At 51.7% G+C, this 21725-nt stretch carries 23 protein-coding genes; 8 read left to right on the top strand and 15 right to left on the bottom strand.

Annotation, left to right across the window (positions count from 1 at the left end):
• Positions 1-5: 5 nt before the first annotated feature.
• Positions 6-1325 (bottom strand): dicarboxylate/amino acid:cation symporter, encoded by a 1320-nt coding sequence (locus ACXAFI_RS18175; protein WP_444920516.1) that lies wholly within the window; start codon positions 1323-1325, stop codon positions 6-8.
• 146 nt (positions 1326-1471) lie between these two features.
• Between ACXAFI_RS18175 and ACXAFI_RS18170 the strand changes: the two genes are divergently transcribed.
• The 4 genes from ACXAFI_RS18170 to phoR all read left to right on the top strand — a co-directional run bounded on the left by ACXAFI_RS18170 (position 1472) and on the right by phoR (position 5239).
• Positions 1472-2053: a chorismate--pyruvate lyase family protein gene (locus ACXAFI_RS18170; protein ID WP_152455896.1), complete on the top strand. Its 582-nt coding sequence runs from the start codon at positions 1472-1474 to the stop codon at positions 2051-2053.
• 63 nt (positions 2054-2116) lie between these two features.
• Positions 2117-2959, top strand: coding sequence for a 4-hydroxybenzoate octaprenyltransferase (ubiA, locus tag ACXAFI_RS18165; RefSeq protein ID WP_475110016.1), 843 nt, complete (start codon positions 2117-2119; stop codon positions 2957-2959).
• Between the two features lie 109 nt (positions 2960-3068).
• A complete protein-coding gene (gene phoB / locus ACXAFI_RS18160; protein WP_444920518.1) occupies positions 3069-3773 on the top strand; it encodes a phosphate regulon transcriptional regulator PhoB in 705 nt (234 codons plus the stop codon).
• A gap of 134 nt (positions 3774-3907) precedes the next feature.
• Positions 3908-5239 (top strand): phosphate regulon sensor histidine kinase PhoR, encoded by a 1332-nt coding sequence (gene phoR / locus ACXAFI_RS18155; protein ID WP_152455901.1) that lies wholly within the window; start codon positions 3908-3910, stop codon positions 5237-5239.
• A 22-nt stretch (positions 5240-5261) separates the two neighbouring features.
• Here phoR and ACXAFI_RS18150 read toward each other — a convergent pair whose 3' ends face one another.
• The 4 genes from ACXAFI_RS18150 to ACXAFI_RS18135 form a co-directional block, all read right to left on the bottom strand.
• Positions 5262-5621, bottom strand: coding sequence for a hypothetical protein (locus ACXAFI_RS18150; protein ID WP_152455903.1), 360 nt, complete (start codon positions 5619-5621; stop codon positions 5262-5264).
• Between the two features lie 2 nt (positions 5622-5623).
• Entirely contained in the window at positions 5624-6235 is a 612-nt protein-coding gene (locus ACXAFI_RS18145) for a DUF938 domain-containing protein (protein ID WP_475109924.1), read from the bottom strand.
• The gene (gene yaaA / locus ACXAFI_RS18140; RefSeq protein ID WP_475109923.1) at positions 6232-7008 is read right to left on the bottom strand and encodes a peroxide stress protein YaaA; all 777 of its coding nucleotides are present in this window, start codon (positions 7006-7008) and stop codon (positions 6232-6234) included. The genes ACXAFI_RS18145 and yaaA overlap by 4 nt, the downstream gene beginning before the upstream one ends.
• Positions 7009-7076: 68 nt before the next feature.
• Entirely contained in the window at positions 7077-7556 is a 480-nt protein-coding gene (locus ACXAFI_RS18135) for a DUF4265 domain-containing protein (protein ID WP_152455908.1), read from the bottom strand.
• Positions 7557-7625: 69 nt separating this feature from the next.
• On the opposite strand from ACXAFI_RS18135, the gene ACXAFI_RS18130 reads away from it, so the two are divergent.
• Positions 7626-8912 carry a M48 family metalloprotease gene (locus tag ACXAFI_RS18130; RefSeq protein ID WP_475109922.1) on the top strand — a complete coding sequence of 429 codons (1287 nt, stop codon included), beginning with the start codon at positions 7626-7628 and terminating at the stop codon, positions 8910-8912.
• Positions 8913-8981: 69 nt separating this feature from the next.
• Here the strand turns inward: ACXAFI_RS18130 and ACXAFI_RS18125 are convergent, their stop codons facing one another.
• From ACXAFI_RS18125 to ACXAFI_RS18090, 8 genes are all read right to left on the bottom strand, one after another.
• Positions 8982-9938, bottom strand: coding sequence for a putative porin (locus tag ACXAFI_RS18125; RefSeq protein ID WP_475109921.1), 957 nt, complete (start codon positions 9936-9938; stop codon positions 8982-8984).
• Between the two features lie 161 nt (positions 9939-10099).
• Entirely contained in the window at positions 10100-10894 is a 795-nt protein-coding gene (locus tag ACXAFI_RS18120) for a putative porin (protein ID WP_475109920.1), read from the bottom strand.
• A 277-nt stretch (positions 10895-11171) separates the two neighbouring features.
• A complete protein-coding gene (locus ACXAFI_RS18115) occupies positions 11172-11495 on the bottom strand; it encodes an antibiotic biosynthesis monooxygenase family protein (RefSeq protein ID WP_475109919.1) in 324 nt (107 codons plus the stop codon).
• 213 nt (positions 11496-11708) lie between these two features.
• Complete coding sequence (gene phoU, locus ACXAFI_RS18110; RefSeq protein ID WP_152455918.1) at positions 11709-12416, bottom strand: phosphate signaling complex protein PhoU; 708 nt, start codon at positions 12414-12416, stop codon at positions 11709-11711.
• Between the two features lie 25 nt (positions 12417-12441).
• Complete coding sequence (gene pstB / locus ACXAFI_RS18105; RefSeq protein ID WP_253869151.1) at positions 12442-13251, bottom strand: phosphate ABC transporter ATP-binding protein PstB; 810 nt, start codon at positions 13249-13251, stop codon at positions 12442-12444.
• A gap of 100 nt (positions 13252-13351) precedes the next feature.
• Positions 13352-14638: a phosphate ABC transporter permease PstA gene (gene pstA, locus ACXAFI_RS18100; protein ID WP_152455922.1), complete on the bottom strand. Its 1287-nt coding sequence runs from the start codon at positions 14636-14638 to the stop codon at positions 13352-13354.
• Entirely contained in the window at positions 14631-16010 is a 1380-nt protein-coding gene (gene pstC / locus ACXAFI_RS18095) for a phosphate ABC transporter permease subunit PstC (protein WP_152455924.1), read from the bottom strand. The genes pstA and pstC overlap by 8 nt, the downstream gene beginning before the upstream one ends.
• A 138-nt stretch (positions 16011-16148) precedes the next feature.
• Positions 16149-17201 (bottom strand): PstS family phosphate ABC transporter substrate-binding protein, encoded by a 1053-nt coding sequence (locus ACXAFI_RS18090; RefSeq protein WP_475109918.1) that lies wholly within the window; start codon positions 17199-17201, stop codon positions 16149-16151.
• A 183-nt stretch (positions 17202-17384) separates the two neighbouring features.
• Between ACXAFI_RS18090 and ACXAFI_RS18085 the strand changes: the two genes are divergently transcribed.
• The 3 genes from ACXAFI_RS18085 to ACXAFI_RS18075 all read left to right on the top strand — a co-directional run bounded on the left by ACXAFI_RS18085 (position 17385) and on the right by ACXAFI_RS18075 (position 19848).
• The gene (locus ACXAFI_RS18085) at positions 17385-17957 is read left to right on the top strand and encodes a TRAP transporter small permease subunit (protein WP_475109917.1); all 573 of its coding nucleotides are present in this window, start codon (positions 17385-17387) and stop codon (positions 17955-17957) included.
• Complete coding sequence (locus ACXAFI_RS18080) at positions 17954-19318, top strand: TRAP transporter large permease (RefSeq protein WP_475109916.1); 1365 nt, start codon at positions 17954-17956, stop codon at positions 19316-19318. The genes ACXAFI_RS18085 and ACXAFI_RS18080 overlap by 4 nt, the downstream gene beginning before the upstream one ends.
• 131 nt (positions 19319-19449) lie before the next feature.
• Complete coding sequence (locus ACXAFI_RS18075; protein WP_152455932.1) at positions 19450-19848, top strand: acyl-CoA thioesterase; 399 nt, start codon at positions 19450-19452, stop codon at positions 19846-19848.
• A 37-nt stretch (positions 19849-19885) separates the two neighbouring features.
• Here ACXAFI_RS18075 and ACXAFI_RS18070 read toward each other — a convergent pair whose 3' ends face one another.
• Complete coding sequence (locus tag ACXAFI_RS18070; RefSeq protein ID WP_475109915.1) at positions 19886-20752, bottom strand: hypothetical protein; 867 nt, start codon at positions 20750-20752, stop codon at positions 19886-19888.
• Positions 20753-20839: 87 nt separating this feature from the next.
• Positions 20840-21544 (bottom strand): hypothetical protein, encoded by a 705-nt coding sequence (locus tag ACXAFI_RS18065; protein ID WP_475109914.1) that lies wholly within the window; start codon positions 21542-21544, stop codon positions 20840-20842.
• Positions 21545-21725 lie beyond the last annotated feature (181 nt).

Raw genomic sequence — 21725 nt, 5'->3', positions numbered from 1 at the left:
GCGCCTCAGTGGGCGCCGATAGTATTTTGCTGGTCGTTGGCGTTTACACTGTTGTAATTGGAGTCATAGTAGACCTCCTCATCCAGTGCGCCCTCACTCTTCGCCACCACGCTGCTCACCACCGCATCGCCGGTAATATTCACTGCAGTGCGCACCATATCCAACAAGCGGTCGACGCCGATAATAATCGCGATACCCTCCAGCGGCAGACCCACCTGCTGCAGCACCATACCGAGCATGATCAGACCAACGCCGGGCACACCCGCGGTACCAATGGAAGCCAGGGTTGCCGTCAGAATTACGGTGAGATAGCCGGTAAAACCAATATCAATGCCATAGAATTGGGCGATAAAGACCGTAGCCACCCCCTGCATAATCGCGGTGCCATCCATATTAATAGTGGCGCCAAGGGGTACAGTAAAAGCAGCGATCTTGTTATCGACGCCGAGACGCTTTTCCACCGTCGACAGAGTTACCGGAATGGTGGCCGCTGAGGATGCGGTACTGAAAGCGAAGACCATGGTCGACCACATTTTCTTTATCAGCTCCAGCGGGTTGAGGCCGCTCAAAAGCTTCAAGATAATCGAGTAAACACCCAGGGCATGGAGCAACAGGGCAGATAAAACGACCAGGAAGTATTTACCCAGTTGCACTAACCCACTGAAGCCAAGATCCGCAAATGTCTTCGCCAATAGAGCAAATACCCCATAGGGTGCAAATACCATCAGCACCCCAACCATGCGCAGTACAACGGTATTCAAATCGTTAAAGAAAGCGGCAATTCGCTGGCCCGGCTCACCGCAACGGGAAATCGCGTAGCCCATCAACAGGGCAAACACGATAATCTGCAGCATATTGCCTTCGGCCATAGCCGCGACCGGGTTGGTGGGGAAGATATTCACCAGGACTTCAGAAAGGGGCGGGGACTCCTTTGGCTGGAACGTAGAATTTACCGTCGCAGCGGCCTCACTCACACCCACCCCAGGCTGGAATACCAGTGCCAGGCACAAGGCCACTGTTATGGCAATCGCCGTAGTGAGCATATAAAGCAGAACAGTTTTACCCGCCAGCGGCCCGATCCGGCTGCCCTCTGACAGGGCACAGGCACCGCTGATCAGAGAAACCAATACCAGTGGCACCACCATCAATTTCAGCGAGGCGATAAAGATCCGACCGATGATGTCGAAGAGCCCCTCTGTCAGATAGAGATTGATGGCCTCGGTAACGCCGGCACCCAACAACTGGCTGGCATTCAAGTAATTGAACAAGACCCCCAGGCCGATGCCCGCCACCATCCCCAGAAGAATTTTGGTCGTAAGCCCCATAACAAGCTTCTCTTTATAAATTCATTGTTTTCATTAAAGGGAGCACTATATCCATTGCCGCCCCGGTGAGCAAAAATCCAACGGGGTGGCGCCAGCCGCCAGAGGGCAGGGTACAATGCCCCCTTTTGCAGACTCCGGAGTTATCGTTGCACCAATCTCCATTTGTACCTGCAGGCGATTGGCAGGGGCGGCCATTTGAACCGGCGCAGTCCCAGCCACCGGAAAACCTGATGCCGTGGCTGGCCTACACCGGTTCGCTCACTGCAGCCCTGAAGCAATTAAGTGGAGGGGACTTTAGCGTGCGGGTACTAGGCCAGAGCTGGCAACTGCCTCGCGCCGAGGAATGCCGCGCACTCAATTTAAATCGCCGCAGCCGCGCCCTGGTGCGGGAGGTTTTATTGCTGGGCTGTGGCCAGCCCTGGGTTTACGCACGCAGTGTCCTGCCCCTGCGTAGCCTGCAGGGCAAGTCCCGCAACCTGCGCAGCCTGGACAGCCGCCCCCTGGGGGAGCTGCTTTTCAGCGAACCGGGAATCCGCCGCGGTGAAATAGAGTTCAACCAGTTGCGCCGCAACCCCGATTTGCAGGCTCAAGGGCTCTGCAACGAGGGCGATAACGTCTGGGGGCGCCGTTCAATATTTTGGCTGCGGGGCAAACCCCTGCTGGTGGCAGAGGCCTTCCTCACGCACTTTCGTCCCGACGGCCCACCCATAGCCCCCACAAACCAATAACCAAACACAGGGAGATAAGCTACCGTGATCAGCCAACAAATCGCCGCGCGCTGGCCCGCAGTAATGCCCTACTGGCAATTGGCGCGTATGGATAGGCCCATCGGCTCCCTGCTACTGCTATGGCCAACCTGGGCCGCACTTTGGCTCGCCGCGGGCGGCTGGCCAGGGCTGCACCTGTTTGCGGTGTTCACCCTGGGAGTCATACTGATGCGTGCGGCCGGCTGTGCGGTAAACGACTTTGCCGACCGCGAGATTGACGGCCATGTAAAGCGCACCGCCACGCGCCCACTCGCCACAGGAAGTATTACCCCCAAGGCAGCCCTGGGCCTCTTTGCCGGGCTCAGCTTCGCGGCTTTTCTACTGGTCCTCACCACCAACCGGCTAACGATTTTATTATCACTGCCAGCACTGGCATTGGCCTTCTGCTACCCCTTCGCTAAGCGCCATACTCACCTGCCACAAGTGGTACTGGGTGCGGCATTCAGTATGGGCATCCCCATGGCTTTTGCCGCAGTGACTGGCGAAGTCCCGCCACAGGCTTGGCTTCTTTATACTGCCAACCTGTTGTGGACTCTCTGCTACGACACCTTCTACGCCATGGTGGATCGGGATGACGACCTGAAAATCGGGGTCAAATCCACGGCAATTCTGTTCGGGGATATGGACAGAGCCATGACTGCAGCCCTGCAGGTTTTGGTGTTACTGGCACTACTGTTGATGGGCCAGCGCTTTGCTCTCGGCGCCATTTACTATGTGGCTATGGCTATCGTGGCGGCGCTCTTTTCCTACCAGCAGTGGCTGATCCGCGGCCGGGACAGAAACGCCTGCTTCAAAGCATTTCTCCATAACAACTGGGTAGGATTGGCGATATTTGCCGGAATATTCCTGCATTACCTCTTCAATTGATCCAGGTCTGGGAGTTGAGGCACAACCGTCATATATTTGTCATATAAATCCCGTTTAATCCCCGGTCATAACCGGGAACTTCTGACAACAGAACGGGTATGGCAGCCAAATGCACAGTAAAACAATCCTGATTGTCGACGACGAAGCAGCAGTCCGCGATATGCTGCGGGTGGCGTTGGAAATGGCAGACTACCGCTGCCTGGAGGCGGAGAACGCCCAGGAGGCCCACGCCCTGGTCATCGACGAAAAGCCAGACCTCATTCTCCTCGATTGGATGCTGCCCGATGTGTCCGGTGTGGAGCTGGCCCGCCGCCTCAAGCGCGACGAGCTGACCACTGCGGTGCCCATTATCATGCTCACCGCCAAGGGTGAAGAAGATAATAAAATCAAAGGGTTAGAGACGGGCGCCGACGACTATATCACCAAGCCATTCTCTCCCCGGGAACTGGTGGCGCGCCTCAAGGCGGTACTGCGTCGCGCCGGCCCAGCCACTCCCGAAGACCCCCTCAGCGCCGGAGATTTGGTTCTGGACCCTATCAGCCACAGGGTCAACATCAAGGGACAGCCGGTGGATATGGGCCCGACCGAATTTCGCCTGCTGACCTTCTTCCTCTCTCACCAGGAGCGCGCCTACACCCGCACCCAACTGCTGGATCATGTCTGGGGCGGTAATGTGTATGTGGAGGAGCGCACGGTCGACGTACATATCCGCCGCCTACGCAAGGCACTGGCACTGGATGGTCACGACCGCTATATCCAGACAGTGCGCGGCACCGGCTATCGATTTTCTGTGCAAACTGTCGAAAAAGTGTGACAATCCTTCTGGATCGGCACTGACTCCCGCGGTAACCCTTGGTCACTCCTGTAGAGGATCGGGTTTCTAAGATGTACTGAGTGCGGGGGTGGATACCAGCCCTCCCGACGACCGCCAGGTAACACGGCAAGGCTATGTTGGATCGCAGTATTGGCGAATTTTCGCGCTTTTTAATTATTGCACTGGGCTGCTTAACCCTAGGGTTCACCACCTCCGAGTGGTCCTTGACCCTGATCTTAGGGCTGGCAGCCTACCTGCTCTCGGTACTGTGGCAACAGCACCGCTTCAATCGCTGGCTGGCCAATGGCCGCCGCGGCCCTGCGCCCACCGCTTTTGGCATCTGGGGCGAAATCTACGACGACTTCTACCGCATGCAGCGCCGCCACCGCCGCGAAAAACAAAAGCTGCATGCCATGTTGCGCCGTGTTCAGGACAGTACCAGTGCCCTGCGCGAAGGTATTGTGGCATTGGAAAATGGCGACCACCTGGCCTGGTGGAACCCCGCCGCCGGCGAGCTGCTCGGCCTACAGTCCAGCGATCAGGGACAGTCCCTGGTGAACTTCGTGCGCGATCCCGGATTTGTCAGCTATATGCACAGCGAGGACAACAGTCCCCGTGGACCACTGACCCTGCAGGCCCCAGGCAATGAAGCTCTTCACCTACAGCTGGAAGTCACCCGCTACGGCAAGGATGAAGCTCTGGTGATCGTTCGCGATATCACTCGCCTGCACAATCTCGAGCAGATGCGCCGGGATTTTGTCGCTAACGTCTCCCACGAACTGCGCACTCCGCTCACCGTAATCGCCGGCTACCTGGAAACCCTACAGAGCAGCGATATGGCTCCCCCCGCCTGGCGACGCCCCCTGGTTCAGATGGAGGAACAAGCCGCGCGTATGACCACTTTGGTCAACGATCTGCTTCTCCTGGCACGCCTGGAGACTTCCGAGCGGAAATCCAGCGACGTCTCCGTGGATGTCCGCGAGTTGATGGAGCGGGTTGCCCGGGAGGCGCGCAGCTTTAGCGGTGACCGCCACCCGGTCACGGTGGACTGCGAAGGGGATTGCAGCATTCGCGGCGATGCCAGCGAGCTACACAGCGCCTTCGCTAATCTTGCGTTCAATGCGGTGAAATACAGTCCGGGGAACGGAGAAATCCAGCTGCGCTGGTGGCAGGATAAGGACGGCGGACACTTCAGTGTGCAGGACCAGGGTATCGGCATAGATCCGATTCATATCCCGCGTCTTACCGAACGTTTTTACCGAGTCGACCCCGGTCGCTCCCGCGATAGTGGCGGTACAGGATTGGGCCTGGCCATTGTCAAACATGTACTGTTGCGCCACGGCGCAGAAATGAGTGTTCGGAGCGTCCCCGGTCAGGGCAGTACCTTCACCCTGCACTTTCCTTCTACCAAGCTGGAAGAGAAACCCTCCAGGGCACTGCTACAAAACGAAAAGGCGGATTCCTGATCCGCCCTTTCATCAGTAAAAACTATTCAAATTCTGATAGTTTTACCGGCTCACCATCTTTTATGTAGGTAGCTTCCTCTTCATCGTGCACCGGGGTACTCTCCCGGCGCAAAATCAGGTGATGCAACTGCAAGTCTCCATCCCGCAATAGCAGATGCTCATTGCCGTCATCATCTACGGGCAGAGGTTTGGTACCGACTAATGCATCGCGCAACGCGCGCAGCCGCGGTACATCCTTATAGCGATTCAAGTCATTGGAGAGGCGTGTTTTCATGCGCTCACTCTCATGCAGGGCGGCGGCAGTCTCGCGGTATTTAGCGAAAAAGAAAACCGCCCCTATGGCAAACGCCACAACGACCGACACTTCAAACCATACGGGCATAATCACTCCTTGTTATCGTTTTTACGCCAAACAACCAACTGATTGTTCGCCGGCAGGTAATTTAATTCTTCTCGCTGCATGCCCACATCCCCTGCCAACTGGTCCAACCACTCCAGATCGCGAATACCGCTGTCGGGATTGCGCTCTTTGAGATAGGTATCGAAATCTGCATTGCTGGGGCCGATAAAACTACCATCGATCTTGAAGGGGCCATAAACAACCAACAGACCACCAGGTTGTAGCAGGGTGCGCAGTTGGTGAAAAAAGCGCTGCACCGACTCCCGCGACATGATGTGCAGGGTATTCGCACTAAACACCGCATCAAAATTCAACTCAGGCCAGGACGCATCGACATCCAGGGTCAGTGGTTGGCGCAGGTTCTGTGCGGGCGCACTCGCCAGCCACGCGCGTACGCCGGGCAGCATTTCTGCGCGTTCCGAGGTCTGCCAGATTAAGTGGGGCAGGCGCGGGGCAAAGTAGACCGCGTGCTGGCCTGTGCCGCTCCCCACCTCCAATACCTTTTGACTATCCTCCAACAGGCGGCGCAAGTGGGAAAGTATTGGATCGCGATTGCGCGCACAAGCGGGCGCATCCGGCAGGCTGAAATCGCTCACGGCTGCTCATCCCGAGTAAAGACCCAATCCCGCTCACTGGACATCTCCGAATTATAGGAATAGCCAGCCATATCAAAGTCTTTAAGCTCCTCCGCCTTCTTCACCCGCTGCTCAATGGCCCAGCGGCTCATCATGCCCCGTGCCTTTTTTGCAAAGAAACTGATCATTTTGTACTGACCATTTTTTAGATCTTTGAAGTGGGGAGTGATTACCTCCGCATCGAGCGTTTTGGGCTTTACCGCCTTGAAATACTCATTAGAAGCGAGGTTGACCAGCTCCCGACTCTTCAGCGCCTGCAGCTGTGAATTGAGCGCCTCAGTAATTTGCTCTCCCCAAAATTCATACAGATTTTTACCACGACTGTTTTCAAATTTGGTCCCCATCTCCAGGCGATAGGGTTGCATCAGATCCAGTGGGCGCAACAGGCCGTAGAGGCCGGAGAGCATACGCAGGTGCTTCTGGGCATAGCTGAAATCGCGCTTGCCCATGGTTTCGGCAGCCAGACCAGTGTAGACATCACCCTTAAAAGCGAGCAGGGCCGGGCGTGCATTCTTATCGGTGAAAGGGCGTTTCCATGACTGGAAGCGGTCGTAATTCAGCACACCGAGCTTGTCGGAAATCTTCATCAGGCTGGAGATCTGTTGTGGGCTCAAATCACGCAACTCTTTGATTAGTGCCGCTGACTCCTTGAGAAAATCCGGTTGAGTGGCTTCCAGGGTGGGAATTTCGCTCTCATAGTCCAGCGTCTTGGCTGGAGAAATCACTATTAACATCGGGTGCCTTACTTATCGCTGCTTCGCTTTCCGTTTGGGTCCAGCCACTCGGACCGGCGGTCAATAGCCTACTCTGGCTTCAGTATATCCTGCCACCAATTGAGTGGGGTCTGGCCATCTTTGGGATCGTAGACATTGCCGTAGTACCAAGCACTGTTAGCACCATCGCAGACACTATTAAGAATTTGTTCAATTTTGTCGAAACCACAGCTCACATGGATGCTGTATACCAGCATTCGTGGAACTTCCAGATCCAGCTCTCCTCCAAGTTTTTCGAGCTGTGGACTCAAGCGGTCGGAAAGTTCGGCGCTGTTACCGCGACAAAAGACGCGGATCGCCAGATTACCCGAACGCTTTACCAGTTCGAACTGCTGGGTATCTTTATCCACCTTAATGCAATCGCCGCTGGCGATGCCTTTTATAAATGCGGGAGAGCGCACCAACTGGCAACTATCGTCCTCGTTGACACGCACCTGTAAGCGCTCCACCACCGGTTCGCCATCGGGATTGGTGCCCGCAAATAACTCAATTACCTGAAGTGCCGTCATAACCTCTATTCCCAGACTGTGTACAATGGGTGATCGTTGAATACTCGGCATTATACAGGGAGGCAAGCAATGATCTCGCGTAACCAGGCTTTCTTCGCCGCACTGGCGTTGACAGCGACCTCAATTCTCAGTGGTTGTGTCACCAATCCGGTAACCGGAGAGCAACAGCTTTCCCTGATTTCAACCCAACAGGAATTGAATTTAGGGCAGCAACAATACCCGATCAACCAGCAACAGCAGGGTGGCCAGTACACCATAGACCCCAGTTTGCAGGAGTATGTGAACCGGGTTGGGCAGAAACTGGCACGGGTCTCGGACCAACCGCAGCTGCCCTATGAATTTGTGGTGTTGAACAACTCCGTTCCCAACGCCTGGGCACTGCCTGGAGGCAAAATCGCCATTAACCGGGGCTTGCTGGTCCTGCTCGAGGATGAAGCGGAGCTGGCCGCTGTACTCGGCCATGAGATTGTCCACGCTGCAGCACGCCACTCCGCCACCGCCATGTCACAGCAACAGGTGCTCGGGGCCGGGCTGGCAGTACTCGGTGCGGCCACCAAGGAATCCGCCTATGCGGACCTGATTTCTACCGGCAGCCAGCTGGGAGGCTCCGCCTATATCGCCCGCTATGGTCGCGGCAACGAACTGGAATCCGACGAATACGGCATGAAATATATGGCTGCCGCCGGCTATGATCCCCAGGGCGCCGTGCGATTGCAGCGCAAGTTCGTCGAACTCTCGAAGGGGCGCCAAAGCAATGGCCTGGAAGCCCTTTTCGCCAGCCACCCACCATCACAATCCCGTGTCAGCGCCAATATCGAGCACAGTAAATCCCTACCCAAAGGCGGGGTTACCAACCGCGATGCCTATCAAAAGGCCATAGCGCAACTGAAACGCGATGCCGATGCCTATGAAAATTATGATGATGCGCTAACAGCAGCCAATAAAAAGCAGTTTGATACGGCACTGAATCTGGTACGAAAGGCACAAAAACAACAACCAAAAGAAGCCTCTTTCTTCGCACTAGAAGGAGATCTGCTCGCCCAGAAAAAACAATTTGATAAAGCCCACCGGGCCTACGACCGCGCCGTACAGAAAAACCCTGCACTGTTTTCCCACTGGTTAAAACGCGGCATGGCAAGTGCACAGCTAAATGATTACACCGCAGCGGAGAGAGACCTAAACCGCTCTCTACGCTACCTGGAAACAGCCTACGCACACTTCTACCTAGGCGAGGTATATGAAAAGCAGGGGAATAAACAAAGTGCTTTCAAGCACTACGAGACTGCAGCCGGGGCGGGGGGAGAAATTGGCTCTAAAGCGCAGGCTCGGATGCAGGCGTTGACGGGGAAAGGTTGAATTTATCGATTAGAAGTTTTGATTTTAAAAATTAAAAAGGGCTATTAAATAGCCCTTTTTTTCAGAAGATTATAACTGAACTCTCAGGCCCAGGCGGTATTCGTCATACCGATAAGCATCGCAATCATCACACCCATAATCTTCGTAATATCCATTGTACTTATTTGTTGCTGCAGCTAAGTAAGCTACGTCAAGGGCAATATTCCGATTAAAGAAGTGGGAGAACCCTAATTTATAACGATGATTTTCATCATAGGCTATATTGACGGAAGTCTCTTTATTAAAATAGAACTCTGCATTCAACTCCGAGGCATCACCCCATACTCTTCCGTTTCCGTGATAATAATTCGCCTCAACACTTAGATATTTATCATTTCCGAAATCTACGAAATATTTAGAAGATAAAGTGTGATCGTCAGCTTCCTCACCGACATTCATTGTAAAACCAATATAACCAGCATCACTTAATTGGTGGCTATACTGAGCGGTTAATGAAAACTCTTCTTCCTCATCAAAATACTTAAAATCAGTATTACTGTAGTTTAATTTCACTAAAATATTCGGAGTGAAAAAATAACCAATCGATTGATCATAAATATTGGCATATTTTTGATCTTCTATACCAGCACTCAGTACCACACCATTTTCTACAAAATACTCACCTTTTGTAGAAAGTGAATTTTGATGGTGATCATCCCGCCAATAATCATCCCGAATTTCGTGTCGAGAGAACTGTGCTGATATATTGCTAATCTTATTAATATACTCAAATTCTTTTAGAGGCCCAAGAGTTTCTTTTCCTCCAAAAAAATAAGTAGTACCAACGGAAGAGGTTTTATACTTATTTTCTTCAACACTATAACCAGACGTTGGGCTATATGGCCATCCCATTGGGCTGTAGTAATGATCGTGATAAGAGTATTCTTTATCTGAATAACTCAACGTAGTTATCGACTTATACTCCTCAGCCGTTACACCAGTAGCAAGCATCATCAGGGGAACAATTGACATCCTGAGGCTTTTCATAAAATCCTTTTCCGACTATATATTCAAAGTTATGAGATTTTAATGGAGGTTATTTTTTATTGCTAAAAACAATAACAATACGACAAGAAATAGGCGCTTAGGTAACAGCCGATAATGAACCAAGGAAAGAAAAGGGCTATCTAAGATAGCCCTTTTCTGACTTACAGCTGTACGGTCATTCCAATTTGGTAAGTATCGTAATCATCATCGCTGTCAGTGTTGGAAATATAAGCCGCTTCAACTGCGAAGTTGCGGTTGAAGAAATGGTTCATTCCCAGCTTAAACTCTTCTTTTTCATCGAAAGTAAAGCCGACGGAGGTGCGCTGAGTAAAGAAGTACTCTGTGCCCAACTTCCAATAGTCATCGCCCTCATCGTAGCTAACATAAGCCAGTTCTGCTGTCAGGTACTGCTCGCCACCCAGGTGAGTAAAATACTTCGAGGACAAGCTGCGGGTATCAAACTCTTCGTCAACGGAAAAGTCGAAACCGATGTAATCTGTTGCATTCAGCTGATGGTTATAACGAGCATTTACAGACAACTCATTATCGCTGTCGTTATCTTCATGCTCCAGGCTAACCAGGAAGTTAGGAGTAAAGAGATAACCTATTGATAGAGTATCAATATTTTCCTCGCCCCAATCGGCTAACTGAGCACCCAAAACGATCCCGTTAGATGCGAAGTATTCTCCACCAACTGTAAAAATATCAGAGTCTTCACTACCTTCATTGTAATGAGAAAAATCACCGTAAATATTGCTAACTTTGTTGATGTACTCAAATTCTTTCAGAGGACCGAGAGTTTCTTTTCCACTAAAAAAATACTGGCTGCCAATAGTAAAACTATCTGCATCATTCTCTAAATTGGTGTACTTAGATTTAGTAAAAGAGTTGTACTCCTCGGCACCAGCAGTAGCGGCGAGAAGCATCAGGGGAAGAGCTGCGAGCTTGAATCTCATTTTAAAATCCTTCGTTAACTATGGATCCAAATTGGGATGCGGATTGTAGCAAAAGTTTTTTTGTCCGCAACCACAGCTAATTACACAAAGTCAGTTTATAAAGACTTTGCGACGAAGGGAGTGAAAACAGGGGATGTAGTGAATGACGAAGTCTGTACTAAATTATATGTTGCCGTAAGCAGTTATCTCCTTGTAAGGGTGTGTATTATTTGCTGTTGTTTAATGACTGAGAAAAACTTTTATTTATTCAGCTTCTATTCAGGTTTTCTAGTTATCCTTAGCGCTTACTATCTGTAAAAGAACTATCTACTTTTCGAAACTCCTCATACTCACCTAAAAGGCGTATACTTACAAAAGGAGCAACGCTTTGAATAATCCTGTCTATCTCTGTCGTGTGCCGAGACTGCATGGCATCGCGTTCAATTTTACTATGCCAGGTAGCGATGGCGATCAGAGTATTTTCGTCACCGATCTTTTGCAAAAGTTCCGTCCCCATAGCCCCAGGTGCTTGCTGAATTAATTGGGACGCACGTACCCAGGCATCGGCATATTCTTCCGCAGTGAAGCCTTCCTTGATTCGAACCTCAAAAATATATTTCACCGACTATCTCCTTGAGCTATCTACTTGCAAATAGAAAAGTAGGAAAGAACGCTCCGCTCTTATGACACATTGTGAATAATTCCCTAAGCACTCGTAGCAGGCTTCTATTTCTCTCTCAACTCAAAAATTTAGTGAACTCTTCTCTTCCATCTTTCCAGTAAGTACACGCAATAAAAAAGGCCGCGTTAAGCGACCTTCTTTTGGGTGGGGAACTTAGGATTTCCTTAAGTTCAGATTTCTCTCGTGGCCGTGGCGAATATCCGCCCCCTCCACCAGGTAGACCACCTGCTCACAAATATTCTTGGCATGGTCACCGATACGCTCCAGTGAGCGCAGTGTCCACAGCACATTGATTACACGGGAAATACTGCGCGGATCTTCCATCATGTAAGTCACCAGCTCGCGAACGGCGGTGCGGTAATCCATATCCACCTGCTCATCCTCGGCGAGGGTGCGTAATGCGGACTCCACATCGAAACGAGTGTAAGCATCCAGGGCGTCGTTGAGCATTTTACGCACGGCATTGGCCAGATGGCGTATCTCGGTATAGCCGCGCGGTGAGGTGCCCTCATCGGTCAGGGCAATCGCCATTTTCGCGATCTTGCTGGCCTCATCACCAATACGTTCCAGGTCGCGGGCGATGCGGGTTACCGACATCACCATGCGTAAATCCGAGGCGGCGGGCTGGCGCTTGGCGATAATCAAGGTCGCGTGCTCATCCAGGGCCATCTCACACTTGTCGATTTCCTCTTCGATGCGCAGGACTTCCTCCGCCAGCTGGCTGTCGGCATTGGACAGGGCATCGACGGCATCGGCAACTTGACGGGCGACCATGCCGCCCATCTCTAACATCTCGGTCTTGATTCCCTCCAGGTCCTCGTTGAACTGGCGGGAGATATGTTGATCGAAGTGCATTTCCATAGTTATCCCTCGGGGCAGAACTGGCTCAGCCGAAGCGGCCGGTAATATAGGCTTCGGTTAGTTCGTGCTCCGGATTGGTGAACACGGTTTCAGTGTCGTTAACCTCGACAAGATGCCCCAGATGGAAATAAGCCGTGCGCTGGCTAACACGAGCCGCCTGCTGCATCGAGTGAGTCACGATGGCAATAGTGTAGTTCTCGCGCAGCTCATCAATCAGTTCTTCAATGCGTGCAGTAGCAATTGGGTCCAAAGCGGAGCAGGGCTCATCCATCAGAATCACTTCCGGGCTCACTGCAATTGCACGGGCGATACACAGACGTTGCTGCTGACCACCAGACAGGCCGGTGCCCGGTTTATCCAGACGATCCTTGACCTCATCCCAGAGCCCGGCGCGGCGCAGGCTATTTTCCACAATTTCATCCAGGTCGGCGCGGCGGCTGGCGATTCCGTGAATTTTGGGGCCGTAGGCCACGTTTTCATAGATGGACTTGGGAAAGGGGTTGGGTTTCTGGAACACCATACCCACCCGTGCGCGCAGAGGAACAACATCCACCTTGGGACCATAAATGGGGTCGCCATCCAAACTCAACTCGCCTTCAACCCGACAGCCTTCAATGGTGTCGTTCATGCGGTTGAGGCAGCGTAGGAAGGTGGACTTACCACAACCGGATGGGCCGATCATCGCTACAACTTCATTGCGACCGATATCCAAGCCAACGTTGTGAATAGCCTGGGTTTCGCCGTAGAACACATTCACATTGCGCATGCGCAACTTGGCGGTGTCAGAGAAGGGCTGGCCCACTGTTTTCCGCACCTCGGTCTGGCTGATTGCCATTTTGTCACCGGTCAGTTCGGATTGCGCCGCTCCAGTATGTCCGGCGGCATCCAGGGTCATGGTACTCATAAATAATCCCGTTTTCCGATTATCCGCGCTGTTACCAGCGGCGCTCAAGTTTCTTGCGCAGCATTACCGCGCTGGCATTCATAAGAATCAATACACTCAGCAACACCATAATGGCTGCCGAGGTGCGCTCCACAAAGGCGCGCTCGGGGCTATCCGCCCAGAGGAAAATCTGCACCGGCAATACCGTGGCCGGATCGGTCACCCCTCCGGGTACATCCACAATAAAGGCGACCATACCGATCATCAGCAAGGGCGCGGTCTCACCCAGGGCCTGAGCCATACCGATAATCGCACCAGTGAGCATACCGGGCATGGCCAGCGGCAGCACGTGATGGAAAACCACCTGCATACGCGAGGCACCCATACCCATCGCCGCTTCGCGAATCGAAGGCGGCACCGCCTTCAGGGCCGCACGGCTGGAAATGATAATTGTCGGCAATGTCATCAGGGTGAGTACCAGACCGCCAACCAGGGGCGCGGAGCGTGGCAACTCAAAGAAGTTGATAAAGATCGCCAACCCCAGCAGGCCGAATACGATGGATGGCACCGCGGCGAGGTTATTGATATTCACCTCAATCAGGTCGGTCCAACGATTCTTTGGTGCGTATTCTTCCAGGTAGATGGCCGCAGCCACCCCGATTGGGAAAGACAGCGCCAGGGTCACCAGCAATGTAAACAGCGAGCCCATCAAGGCCGCGCGGATACCGGCCTGCTCCGGTTCACGGGAGTCACCGTTGGTAAAGAAGATGGTATTAAAACGCTTCTTCAGTTCGCCGCTTTCCAATAACTGTTCGATCCAGCCGGCTTTCTGTTCCGAGGTACGGCCACGGAAGCCTTCTTTGGAATCCTTCAGACTTTTAACAAAAGTATCCACATCGTCGTCAGCGGCAAACCATACTTTCTCGCTCTTACCGAGCAGCTCTGGGTTTGCGGCCAGGCGATCACGCAGGTTGAAGGGCGCTCCAGAGGAAACCAGCGAATACAGTTCTCGCTTATCACTGCGGCCAGTCACCGAAGGGAAACGCTCGCGCAGGGCCTCGCGGATCACCCCGGTGAAGTTGGCCCAGGCAAGGCTCTCGTCATCGACCTTCTCAATACCGAGTACCTGCGCATCGTAGTGTACTTCCAACTCAATGGCAGTCTGTACAAAGGCACCGCTACCCTTGCTGATAATATCGCTAAACAAAATAACAACCGCGAGAATGCCGAAAGCAATACTGGCAATACCCAGCCCGCGAAACAGTTTTTCCTTGCGATGACGGCTGGCGAGACGCTTTTCGATACGCTCGCGAACCTGCGTCTGAGTGAGATTAGTCATACTGCTCCCGGTATTTTTTCACTACGTGCAGGGCGATAAAGTTCAGTACCAGAGTCGAGACAAACAACATCAGACCAAGCGCAAACGCGGCCAGGGTCTTGGGACTGTCAAACTCTTGGTCGCCGACCAGTAGCGTCACGATCTGTACGGTAACGGTGGTGACCGACTCCAGGGGATTGGCGGTTAGGTTGGCGGCGAGGCCCGCGGCCATTACCACGATCATGGTCTCACCAATTGCGCGGGATACCGCTAACAGTACACCGCCGACAATTCCTGGCAGTGCTGCGGGGATCACCACTTTGCGCACGGTCTCCGATTGGGTTGAACCCAACCCCAGAGCGCCATCGCGCAGGGATTGCGGTACCGCATTAATCACATCGTCAGATAAAGAGGAGACAAACGGGATAATCATAATCCCCATTACCAACCCTGCGGCCAGAGCACTCTCACTGGAGGCCTGTAGGCCAATAGAAGTGGCCAGGTCACGAATAAACGGAGCGACGGTTAACGCCGCAAAAAAGCCGTATACCACTGTGGGTACACCGGCGAGGATTTCCAAAATTGGCTTGGCCACGTTGCGCACGCGCTTGCTGGCATACTCGGCCAGATAAATAGCCGCCATCAGTCCCACTGGCACCGCCACGAACATGGCAATTGCGGAAACCATCAAGGTACCGGTAAACAGGGGTACCGCACCAAAGGCTCCACTGGAACCAACCTGATCGGCACGCAGGGCCATCTGCGGGCTCCAATGTAAGCCGAACAAGAATTCAGTTACCGGCACCGACTGGAAAAATCGCAGCGACTCAAACAATACCGAGAACAAAATACCCACAGTGGTAAAAATCGCGGCGCAGGCACAAGTAATCAGAATAGACTTAAGGACTTTTTCTACTTTCTCACGGGCGCGCAGCTCCGGAGAAAAACGCAACAGTGCAAATGCCCCCAGGCCCACCGCCAAAACCAAACTTAAAAAAGCCTGCAGGGTATTGGAGTTATTGCGCAATTGACTGAGATGCTCTGCCGCCGACTGCAACTGAGGGGATGACTCCCCCACCAAATGGCCAGCAGCGAGGTTTTGAATTTGTGCATAGAGCAGGTTCTGCCCGGCAATGGTATCGGGTTTATCGGCGATGCTGTGCATCACCATGGAGCGAATAATGGCATCGTCAAAAATCAGCCAGGCACCCAGTAGTAAAAGTGCCGGTAAACCACACCAAAGCGCGGTAAATAAACCGTGATAGCTGGGCAGTGAGGCCAGATTACGCAGGCCTCCGCGGCTGCGCGCTGCACTCAGTGCACGACTAAAGCCGGTACCGTAGGCCACTAAAATCAACAGCAGCAAAAGGGCGAACAGTGTGGGGGTTTGCATTGAGTTACCGTGCTAAAAATGTCGATGTCGGCATTATCCCGACTTTTCCCTGTGTTTCCACTTGGCTTTCATAAAAACGGCCAAGCCCTCTCGAGCTTGGCCGTCAATTCCCTTTGACTGTACTACTCCAGGATAAATTTACTTCGCAGCAAGATTGCTCAGGGCATTCAGCTTGCGAACGTCAGTAGCAATTTTCTGGCGTTTCTCTTGGGGCAGCGGGATCATACCTTTATCAGTCAGGTAACCTTCATCACCCCAGGCGCGCTCATTGGTGAACTCTGCCAGGAACTGCTTGATACCCGGTACGACGTCGGCATGTGCTTTCTTCACATAAATAAACAGCGGACGGGAAACCGGGTAGCTCTGATCTGCGATAGAGTCGAAAGTCGGAGCCTGTCCTTCGATCAAAGAGCCTTGTACTTTATCGGCATTCTGGTCGAGGAAGCTGAAACCAAAGATGCCCAGGGCATTCGGATTGGCCACTAACTTGTTAACGATCAGGTTGTCATTCTCACCGGCTTCAACATAAGCGCCGTCTTCACGTACGTTGTGACAGATCGCCTTGTAAGCGCTCTTGTCTTTTTTCTTCATGGCTGCGATCCAATCGAACTTCTTACAGCCACCTTCCATTGCCAGCTCCGCGAAGGCGTCACGGGTACCGGAAGTGGGGGGCGGACCCAGAACTTCGATTTTGGTATTGGGCAGCGCAGGGTTTACGTCTTTCCAAGTCTTGTAAGGGTTGGCAACCAGAGTCTCGGAGCCGTTCGGATTCGGAACTTCTTTTGCCAGGGCCAGGAAAATATCCTTACGGGAAAGCTTGAAAGGAGTCGCTTTCTTAGCATTCGCCAGCACGATGCCGTCGTAACCAATCTGTACTTCCACAACATCGACGCCGTTGCCGTTACACATCTCCAGCTCGGACTGCTTAATGCGGCGAGAGGCACCGGTAATGTCCGCAGTGCTCTCACCAACGCCCTGGCAGAACAGCTTCATGCCACCGCCAGTACCTGTGGATTCGACTACCGGAGTTTTGAATTGGGTAGCGCGGCTGAAACGCTCCGCCACAGTGGTGGTAAATGGGTAAACAGTGGAGGAACCAACAACGCTGATGTAGTCGCGCGCCGCCAGAGCCACCTGAGAAGTGGCGAGGGTCAATGCCGCCAAGGAAGTAGCCAGAATTCGCTTGTTCATGTGTAACTCCGATGAGTGTTTTTTATTTCACGCGGCGATGCTAGGAAGAACGGATGACGATTCTATGAATAAAACATGACAAAAAGATTACAACCTGAAATTTGCCCCGCTGGTGCCCGGGCAGGCAAAGCGGTAACCTGCATGCAAACGAGATAACAATAAGATGTAAAGAGAGAAGCCCCCATGCTATTTCTGATGCGTGGAGCGCGTGCATTGGAGAGTCTGTCCAGTCGCACCGGCCACCTGCTCGCCTGGTTTACCTGGGCCATGGTCCTACTGCAATCTTGCGTCGTAGCCCTGCGCCACCTGTTTGACAGTGGCTCTATCGCGCTACAGGAATCCGTGATCTATCTACACGGTGCCGCCTTCATGCTGGGGCTGGCCTATGCCCTGCAAACCGACGCCCATGTGCGTGTCGATGTCTTCTATCGGCGAATGGGTCCCAAGGGCAAGGCTTGGGTTAACGCTGTCGGCTTTCTCTTATTTCTGCTGCCACTCTGTACCTTTATGTTACTGGGCAGCTGGCATTTCGTTTTGAACAGTTGGTCAGTGCTTGAGGAGAGCGCCAATGCCGGCGGCCTTCCCGGTGTCTTCCTACTGAAAAGCCTGATTCCCCTCGCGGCAATAACTCTTGGTCTCGCGGGCAGCGCCCAATTTCTACGCGCTTTATTACAGCTGATGGAGGTTTCCAGCCCGGCGAGCGAGGCTGTGGCGAAACCACATCTCCTCAAACAAGTGGAGGAAGCCGAAGCATGATCGAGCTGATACCACTACTGATGTTTGCCGCCGTCTGTGGGCTGTTGATGTTTGGCTACCCGGTGGCCTTCACCCTCGCCGGTATGGCCCTAATCACCGCCGGCCTGGGTATCGTGTATGGCGTTTTCGATGCGGAACTACTACGCGCCTTTCCCGACCGCCTCTACGGCATTATGCAAAACGGCACCCTGGTAGCCGTACCACTCTTTGTCCTAATGGGAGTGATTCTCGAGAGAGCCAGGATCGCCGAAGACTTACTGGTCAATCTGACCAAAGTATTTATGGGTGCACCGGCGGGTATGGCTATCTCCGTGGTAGTGGTCGGCGCACTTCTGGCGGCTAGTACCGGCATTGTGGGTGCCACCGTGGTGACGATGGGGTTGATGTCCCTGCCCACCATGTTGAAACAGGGCTACTCTCCCAAGCTCGCCACCGGCACTATCTGTGCCACCGGCACCCTCGGGCAAATCATCCCTCCATCAATTGCACTGGTTCTACTTGGGGATACTCTCTCCAACGCCTACCAACAGGCACAGCTATCCGCGGGTATTTTTAATCCGAAGCCGGTCAGCGTTGGCGATCTGTTTATCGGCGCGATTATCCCTGGCCTAATGTTGGTTGCAGCCTACATTGTTTACCTATTGTTCGTGGCACGCCGTTCTCCGAGTAAAGCCGAGACCGCGCAGCGGCAACCTCTGGAAGTTTGGCCGTTACTGAGCAGCCTTTTTCCTCCTATCGCTCTGATGCTGTTAGTCCTGGGTTCCATTATTACCGGTGCCGCAACGCCTACAGAAGCCGCCGCCGTAGGTGCTCTGGGCGCCGGATTACTGGCTTACCGTCGCGGCGCTCTGCATTGGACACAGGCGGGGGAAGTGGGTCGCAGCACTCTACAAGTAAGCGCGATGGTGTTTGCCATCCTAATTGGCGCTTCTCTGTTTTCCCTGGTCTTCCGCGGTTACGGCGGTGAAGAGTTAGTCACCAACATTTTCCACAACCTACCCGGTGGTGTTGTCGGCGCAACTCTTTTAGTGATGCTGGTAATTTTCCTGCTTGGTTTTATTCTCGACTTTATCGAGATCACCTTTGTGGTGGTGCCCATCGTCGGGCCGGTACTACTGGCAATGGGCTTAGATCCGGTATGGCTGGGTATCATGATCGCGATCAATTTGCAGACTTCCTTCCTTACGCCACCCTTTGGCTTTGCGTTGTTTTATCTTCGCGGTGTTGCGCCAAGTTCAGTGGCCACTTCCGCTATCTATCGTGGCGTCATGCCATTTATCGCTATTCAGCTGCTGATATTGTGCCTCCTGGCGCTTTGGCCTGCTCTGGTGACTTGGCTGCCAGGGTTATTAACCGGTTAACACCGTGTATTGCCAAAGGATTAGAGGAAGCTTTTACAAAGGATGCTGGTCATTTACTGGACAATTTGTGCTAGAATGCGCCACCTTCCCTCAGGTGGAAACCAATAACTCTAACAATCTGTGAGTAGTCGATGTCCGCACTTTCAGCCCTTGATGAAAACCCGCAACCAACAGGCACGCTTACCCTGCAAACCCTGGCTATGCCTCGTGATACCAACCCCCAGGGAGACGTATTCGCCGGTTGGCTGATGTCGCAAATGGACCTCGCTGGAGCAATTCTGGCCCAAAGCATCGCACGCGGCAGGGTAACTACCGTCGCAGTAGGCAGTATGGTGTTCTTACGCCCGGTTCCGGTTGGCTCAACAGTCAGCTGCTATGCCGAGGCTATTGAGGTGGGGCGCTCCTCTATCAGGACGATGGTTGAGGTATGGCTGACACGGGTGGATTCTGGTGAGCAGGTAAAAGTCACCGAAGGTGAGTTTGTTTTTGTCGCTATTGACGATAGAGGTCATACCAGGCCGCTGCCCTAGTATAGGTGTTGGGGGAGGCTCCTCCCCCAAGAGTCTACTAACTGACTGAACAGGTCGGCGCTTTCCTTTCAATTGGTACTGACTTCACCCAACCACGTAAGGTTCTAAAACTCATTCGATCACAACTCTCTGAAAGAATCCGGCCACGCTCATAGACTTTCTTTCCACCAGAATAAAAACTTAACGTTTTTTCTTTGCTATCTAACTTGTGCTCTCCTGATAATTCTGTCTTCATCACAACTAGTGAATCAACAAATAACTTGATGCTCAATTCATTAAGAGCTGCGACTGGTATTACATTTGATTTGTCTTCGTTTACAGGAGAAGAAACAACCTCAATCAGATTTTGATAGGCGGGATTTTCTCTATTATTTTTCTCGAAAATTGATACAGCATTCTTTAGCGTCAAGGTACTTCTGTCTTGCGAGAGAAAGAACATGGGATAGGATTGAACAATCCAGGGATCGCTGTTTTCTGCCTCCCAAACATTGAATGCAATATTTTTTTGCTGAAAATCAACTACTGCAGCTTTTGTAAGATTCGCTGCAGTAAAAGTCGCGATAGCTTCTCGATAGAGATCTAAGATCTTGTCAGCCTCTTCCTGCTCAGCCTTTTTTTTACTATCTCCTGCAGCTCCTACAATTAAAGCATGGGCAAGAATAGAGCCCGCAAAAGCCCCAGGAGTCACACCTATATAGGCCATTTGGCCATGATTTACATCAAGGTTGTCAAAATTAACCTGTCCACGGAATGGAGGGATTTCAAATTCTTCTACTTTGATTGCTATCGTGGAATTTGCAGGAATGCTAATAGGCTGATTAACATATTCAACATATGGGGAAGTTTTGTTACTAGCACACCCTACAACCAACACACATAAGACAAATAATATTTGATATTTCATTTTAATTCTTGAAAAAACAGTCTTTAAGAATTTAAGCTTGGGCGTCAATAAATACATTAACGCCCAATAAATACAAAGAATTAAGACTTACTGAATAGCATTTTCAGCACCAAAAGAGGAAATTAGAATTTCTTTCCCCTCTGCAATCGCCTGATAATAAGCATTTGTTAGGGCAGGAAAATTTGGAGACTCATCCCATTCATTAGAAGCCGCTTTGAGGACTTTTACGGGTTGATACCATTCATAGGTATTATCTGACAGATCCACTAAATAACCTAAAGCTTCAAAGTATCCTTTGGGTTCACTAGTAGGTATATAACTGGAGTAAGTTCTAAGCATACCCACTGCATTGAAATCTAACACCAAAAGATGACTAATATTATATTGCGCTGCAAAATGTGAAAAATCTCTCTTAGTAGAATTAGGGGCTTCAGATTTATGCTTAGGCAACCTGCGCAAATTGAGCTCCTGAGGAATTTCTAACACTTCAATATCTTTAGATTGAAGAAGTTCGTTCACATCGACAGCAATGACCATTACGTCATCTATCGAGAGTGATTCGGTATGCTTACTAAGTGAAGAATTCGCCACTTCAGCAGCTGCTAAGCACAGCAAACAACTTGCACCAGGAAGATATACATCTGGTGTTGGTGCCGAAGATATTATTATCCCCACACGCTTTTCTTGTTGTTGCCAAAATCTTTGATCAGGCTCAACAGGTAGTTGCGGCGCCCCCGCACAACCAGAAAGAAATACTACCCCCAAAACAAAAAGGCTAAAAACTCTAAACATTTATAACTCCCCAGTCATATTTTCTTTAGTCAGATAAAAAAGCCGCGGCATTATTATTTAAATATTGACGAAAAAAAAGACAAACGGGATAAAATATAAGCGACTCGCTGGTTTCACTTTTTTATAATAAAAAAGCGGGAGATGTCATCAAAAGCCAATACTCGCTTACCCTGACTTTGAA

The sequence above is a fragment of the Microbulbifer sp. ABH2_005 genome (assembly GCF_056160005.1).
Note: the sequence above shows the minus strand (reverse complement) of the source record. Positions and strands in the feature narration are given on the sequence as shown.

What these genes read in the sequence shown, in the direction of transcription:
- phoU (WP_152455918.1), bottom strand. Translation starts at nt 12,416, where the DNA reads ATGGAAATGCACTTCGATCAACATATCTCCCGCCAGTTCAACGAGGAC.
- ACXAFI_RS18090 (WP_475109918.1), bottom strand. Translation starts at nt 17,201, where the DNA reads ATGAACAAGCGAATTCTGGCTACTTCCTTGGCGGCATTGACCCTCGCC.
- pstB (WP_253869151.1), bottom strand. Translation starts at nt 13,251, where the DNA reads ATGGCAATCAGCCAGACCGAGGTGCGGAAAACAGTGGGCCAGCCCTTC.
- phoR (WP_152455901.1), top strand. Translation starts at nt 3,908, where the DNA reads ATGTTGGATCGCAGTATTGGCGAATTTTCGCGCTTTTTAATTATTGCA.
- ACXAFI_RS18120 (WP_475109920.1), bottom strand. Translation starts at nt 10,894, where the DNA reads ATGAGATTCAAGCTCGCAGCTCTTCCCCTGATGCTTCTCGCCGCTACT.
- ACXAFI_RS18130 (WP_475109922.1), top strand. Translation starts at nt 7,626, where the DNA reads ATGATCTCGCGTAACCAGGCTTTCTTCGCCGCACTGGCGTTGACAGCG.
- phoB (WP_444920518.1), top strand. Translation starts at nt 3,069, where the DNA reads ATGCACAGTAAAACAATCCTGATTGTCGACGACGAAGCAGCAGTCCGC.
- ubiA (WP_475110016.1), top strand. Translation starts at nt 2,117, where the DNA reads ATGCCCTACTGGCAATTGGCGCGTATGGATAGGCCCATCGGCTCCCTG.
- ACXAFI_RS18080 (WP_475109916.1), top strand. Translation starts at nt 17,954, where the DNA reads ATGATCGAGCTGATACCACTACTGATGTTTGCCGCCGTCTGTGGGCTG.
- ACXAFI_RS18070 (WP_475109915.1), bottom strand. Translation starts at nt 20,752, where the DNA reads ATGAAATATCAAATATTATTTGTCTTATGTGTGTTGGTTGTAGGGTGT.
- ACXAFI_RS18065 (WP_475109914.1), bottom strand. Translation starts at nt 21,544, where the DNA reads ATGTTTAGAGTTTTTAGCCTTTTTGTTTTGGGGGTAGTATTTCTTTCT.
- ACXAFI_RS18125 (WP_475109921.1), bottom strand. Translation starts at nt 9,938, where the DNA reads ATGAAAAGCCTCAGGATGTCAATTGTTCCCCTGATGATGCTTGCTACT.
- ACXAFI_RS18135 (WP_152455908.1), bottom strand. Translation starts at nt 7,556, where the DNA reads ATGACGGCACTTCAGGTAATTGAGTTATTTGCGGGCACCAATCCCGAT.
- pstA (WP_152455922.1), bottom strand. Translation starts at nt 14,638, where the DNA reads ATGACTAATCTCACTCAGACGCAGGTTCGCGAGCGTATCGAAAAGCGT.
- yaaA (WP_475109923.1), bottom strand. Translation starts at nt 7,008, where the DNA reads ATGTTAATAGTGATTTCTCCAGCCAAGACGCTGGACTATGAGAGCGAA.
- ACXAFI_RS18175 (WP_444920516.1), bottom strand. Translation starts at nt 1,325, where the DNA reads ATGGGGCTTACGACCAAAATTCTTCTGGGGATGGTGGCGGGCATCGGC.
- ACXAFI_RS18085 (WP_475109917.1), top strand. Translation starts at nt 17,385, where the DNA reads ATGCTATTTCTGATGCGTGGAGCGCGTGCATTGGAGAGTCTGTCCAGT.
- ACXAFI_RS18150 (WP_152455903.1), bottom strand. Translation starts at nt 5,621, where the DNA reads ATGCCCGTATGGTTTGAAGTGTCGGTCGTTGTGGCGTTTGCCATAGGG.
- ACXAFI_RS18075 (WP_152455932.1), top strand. Translation starts at nt 19,450, where the DNA reads ATGTCCGCACTTTCAGCCCTTGATGAAAACCCGCAACCAACAGGCACG.
- pstC (WP_152455924.1), bottom strand. Translation starts at nt 16,010, where the DNA reads ATGCAAACCCCCACACTGTTCGCCCTTTTGCTGCTGTTGATTTTAGTG.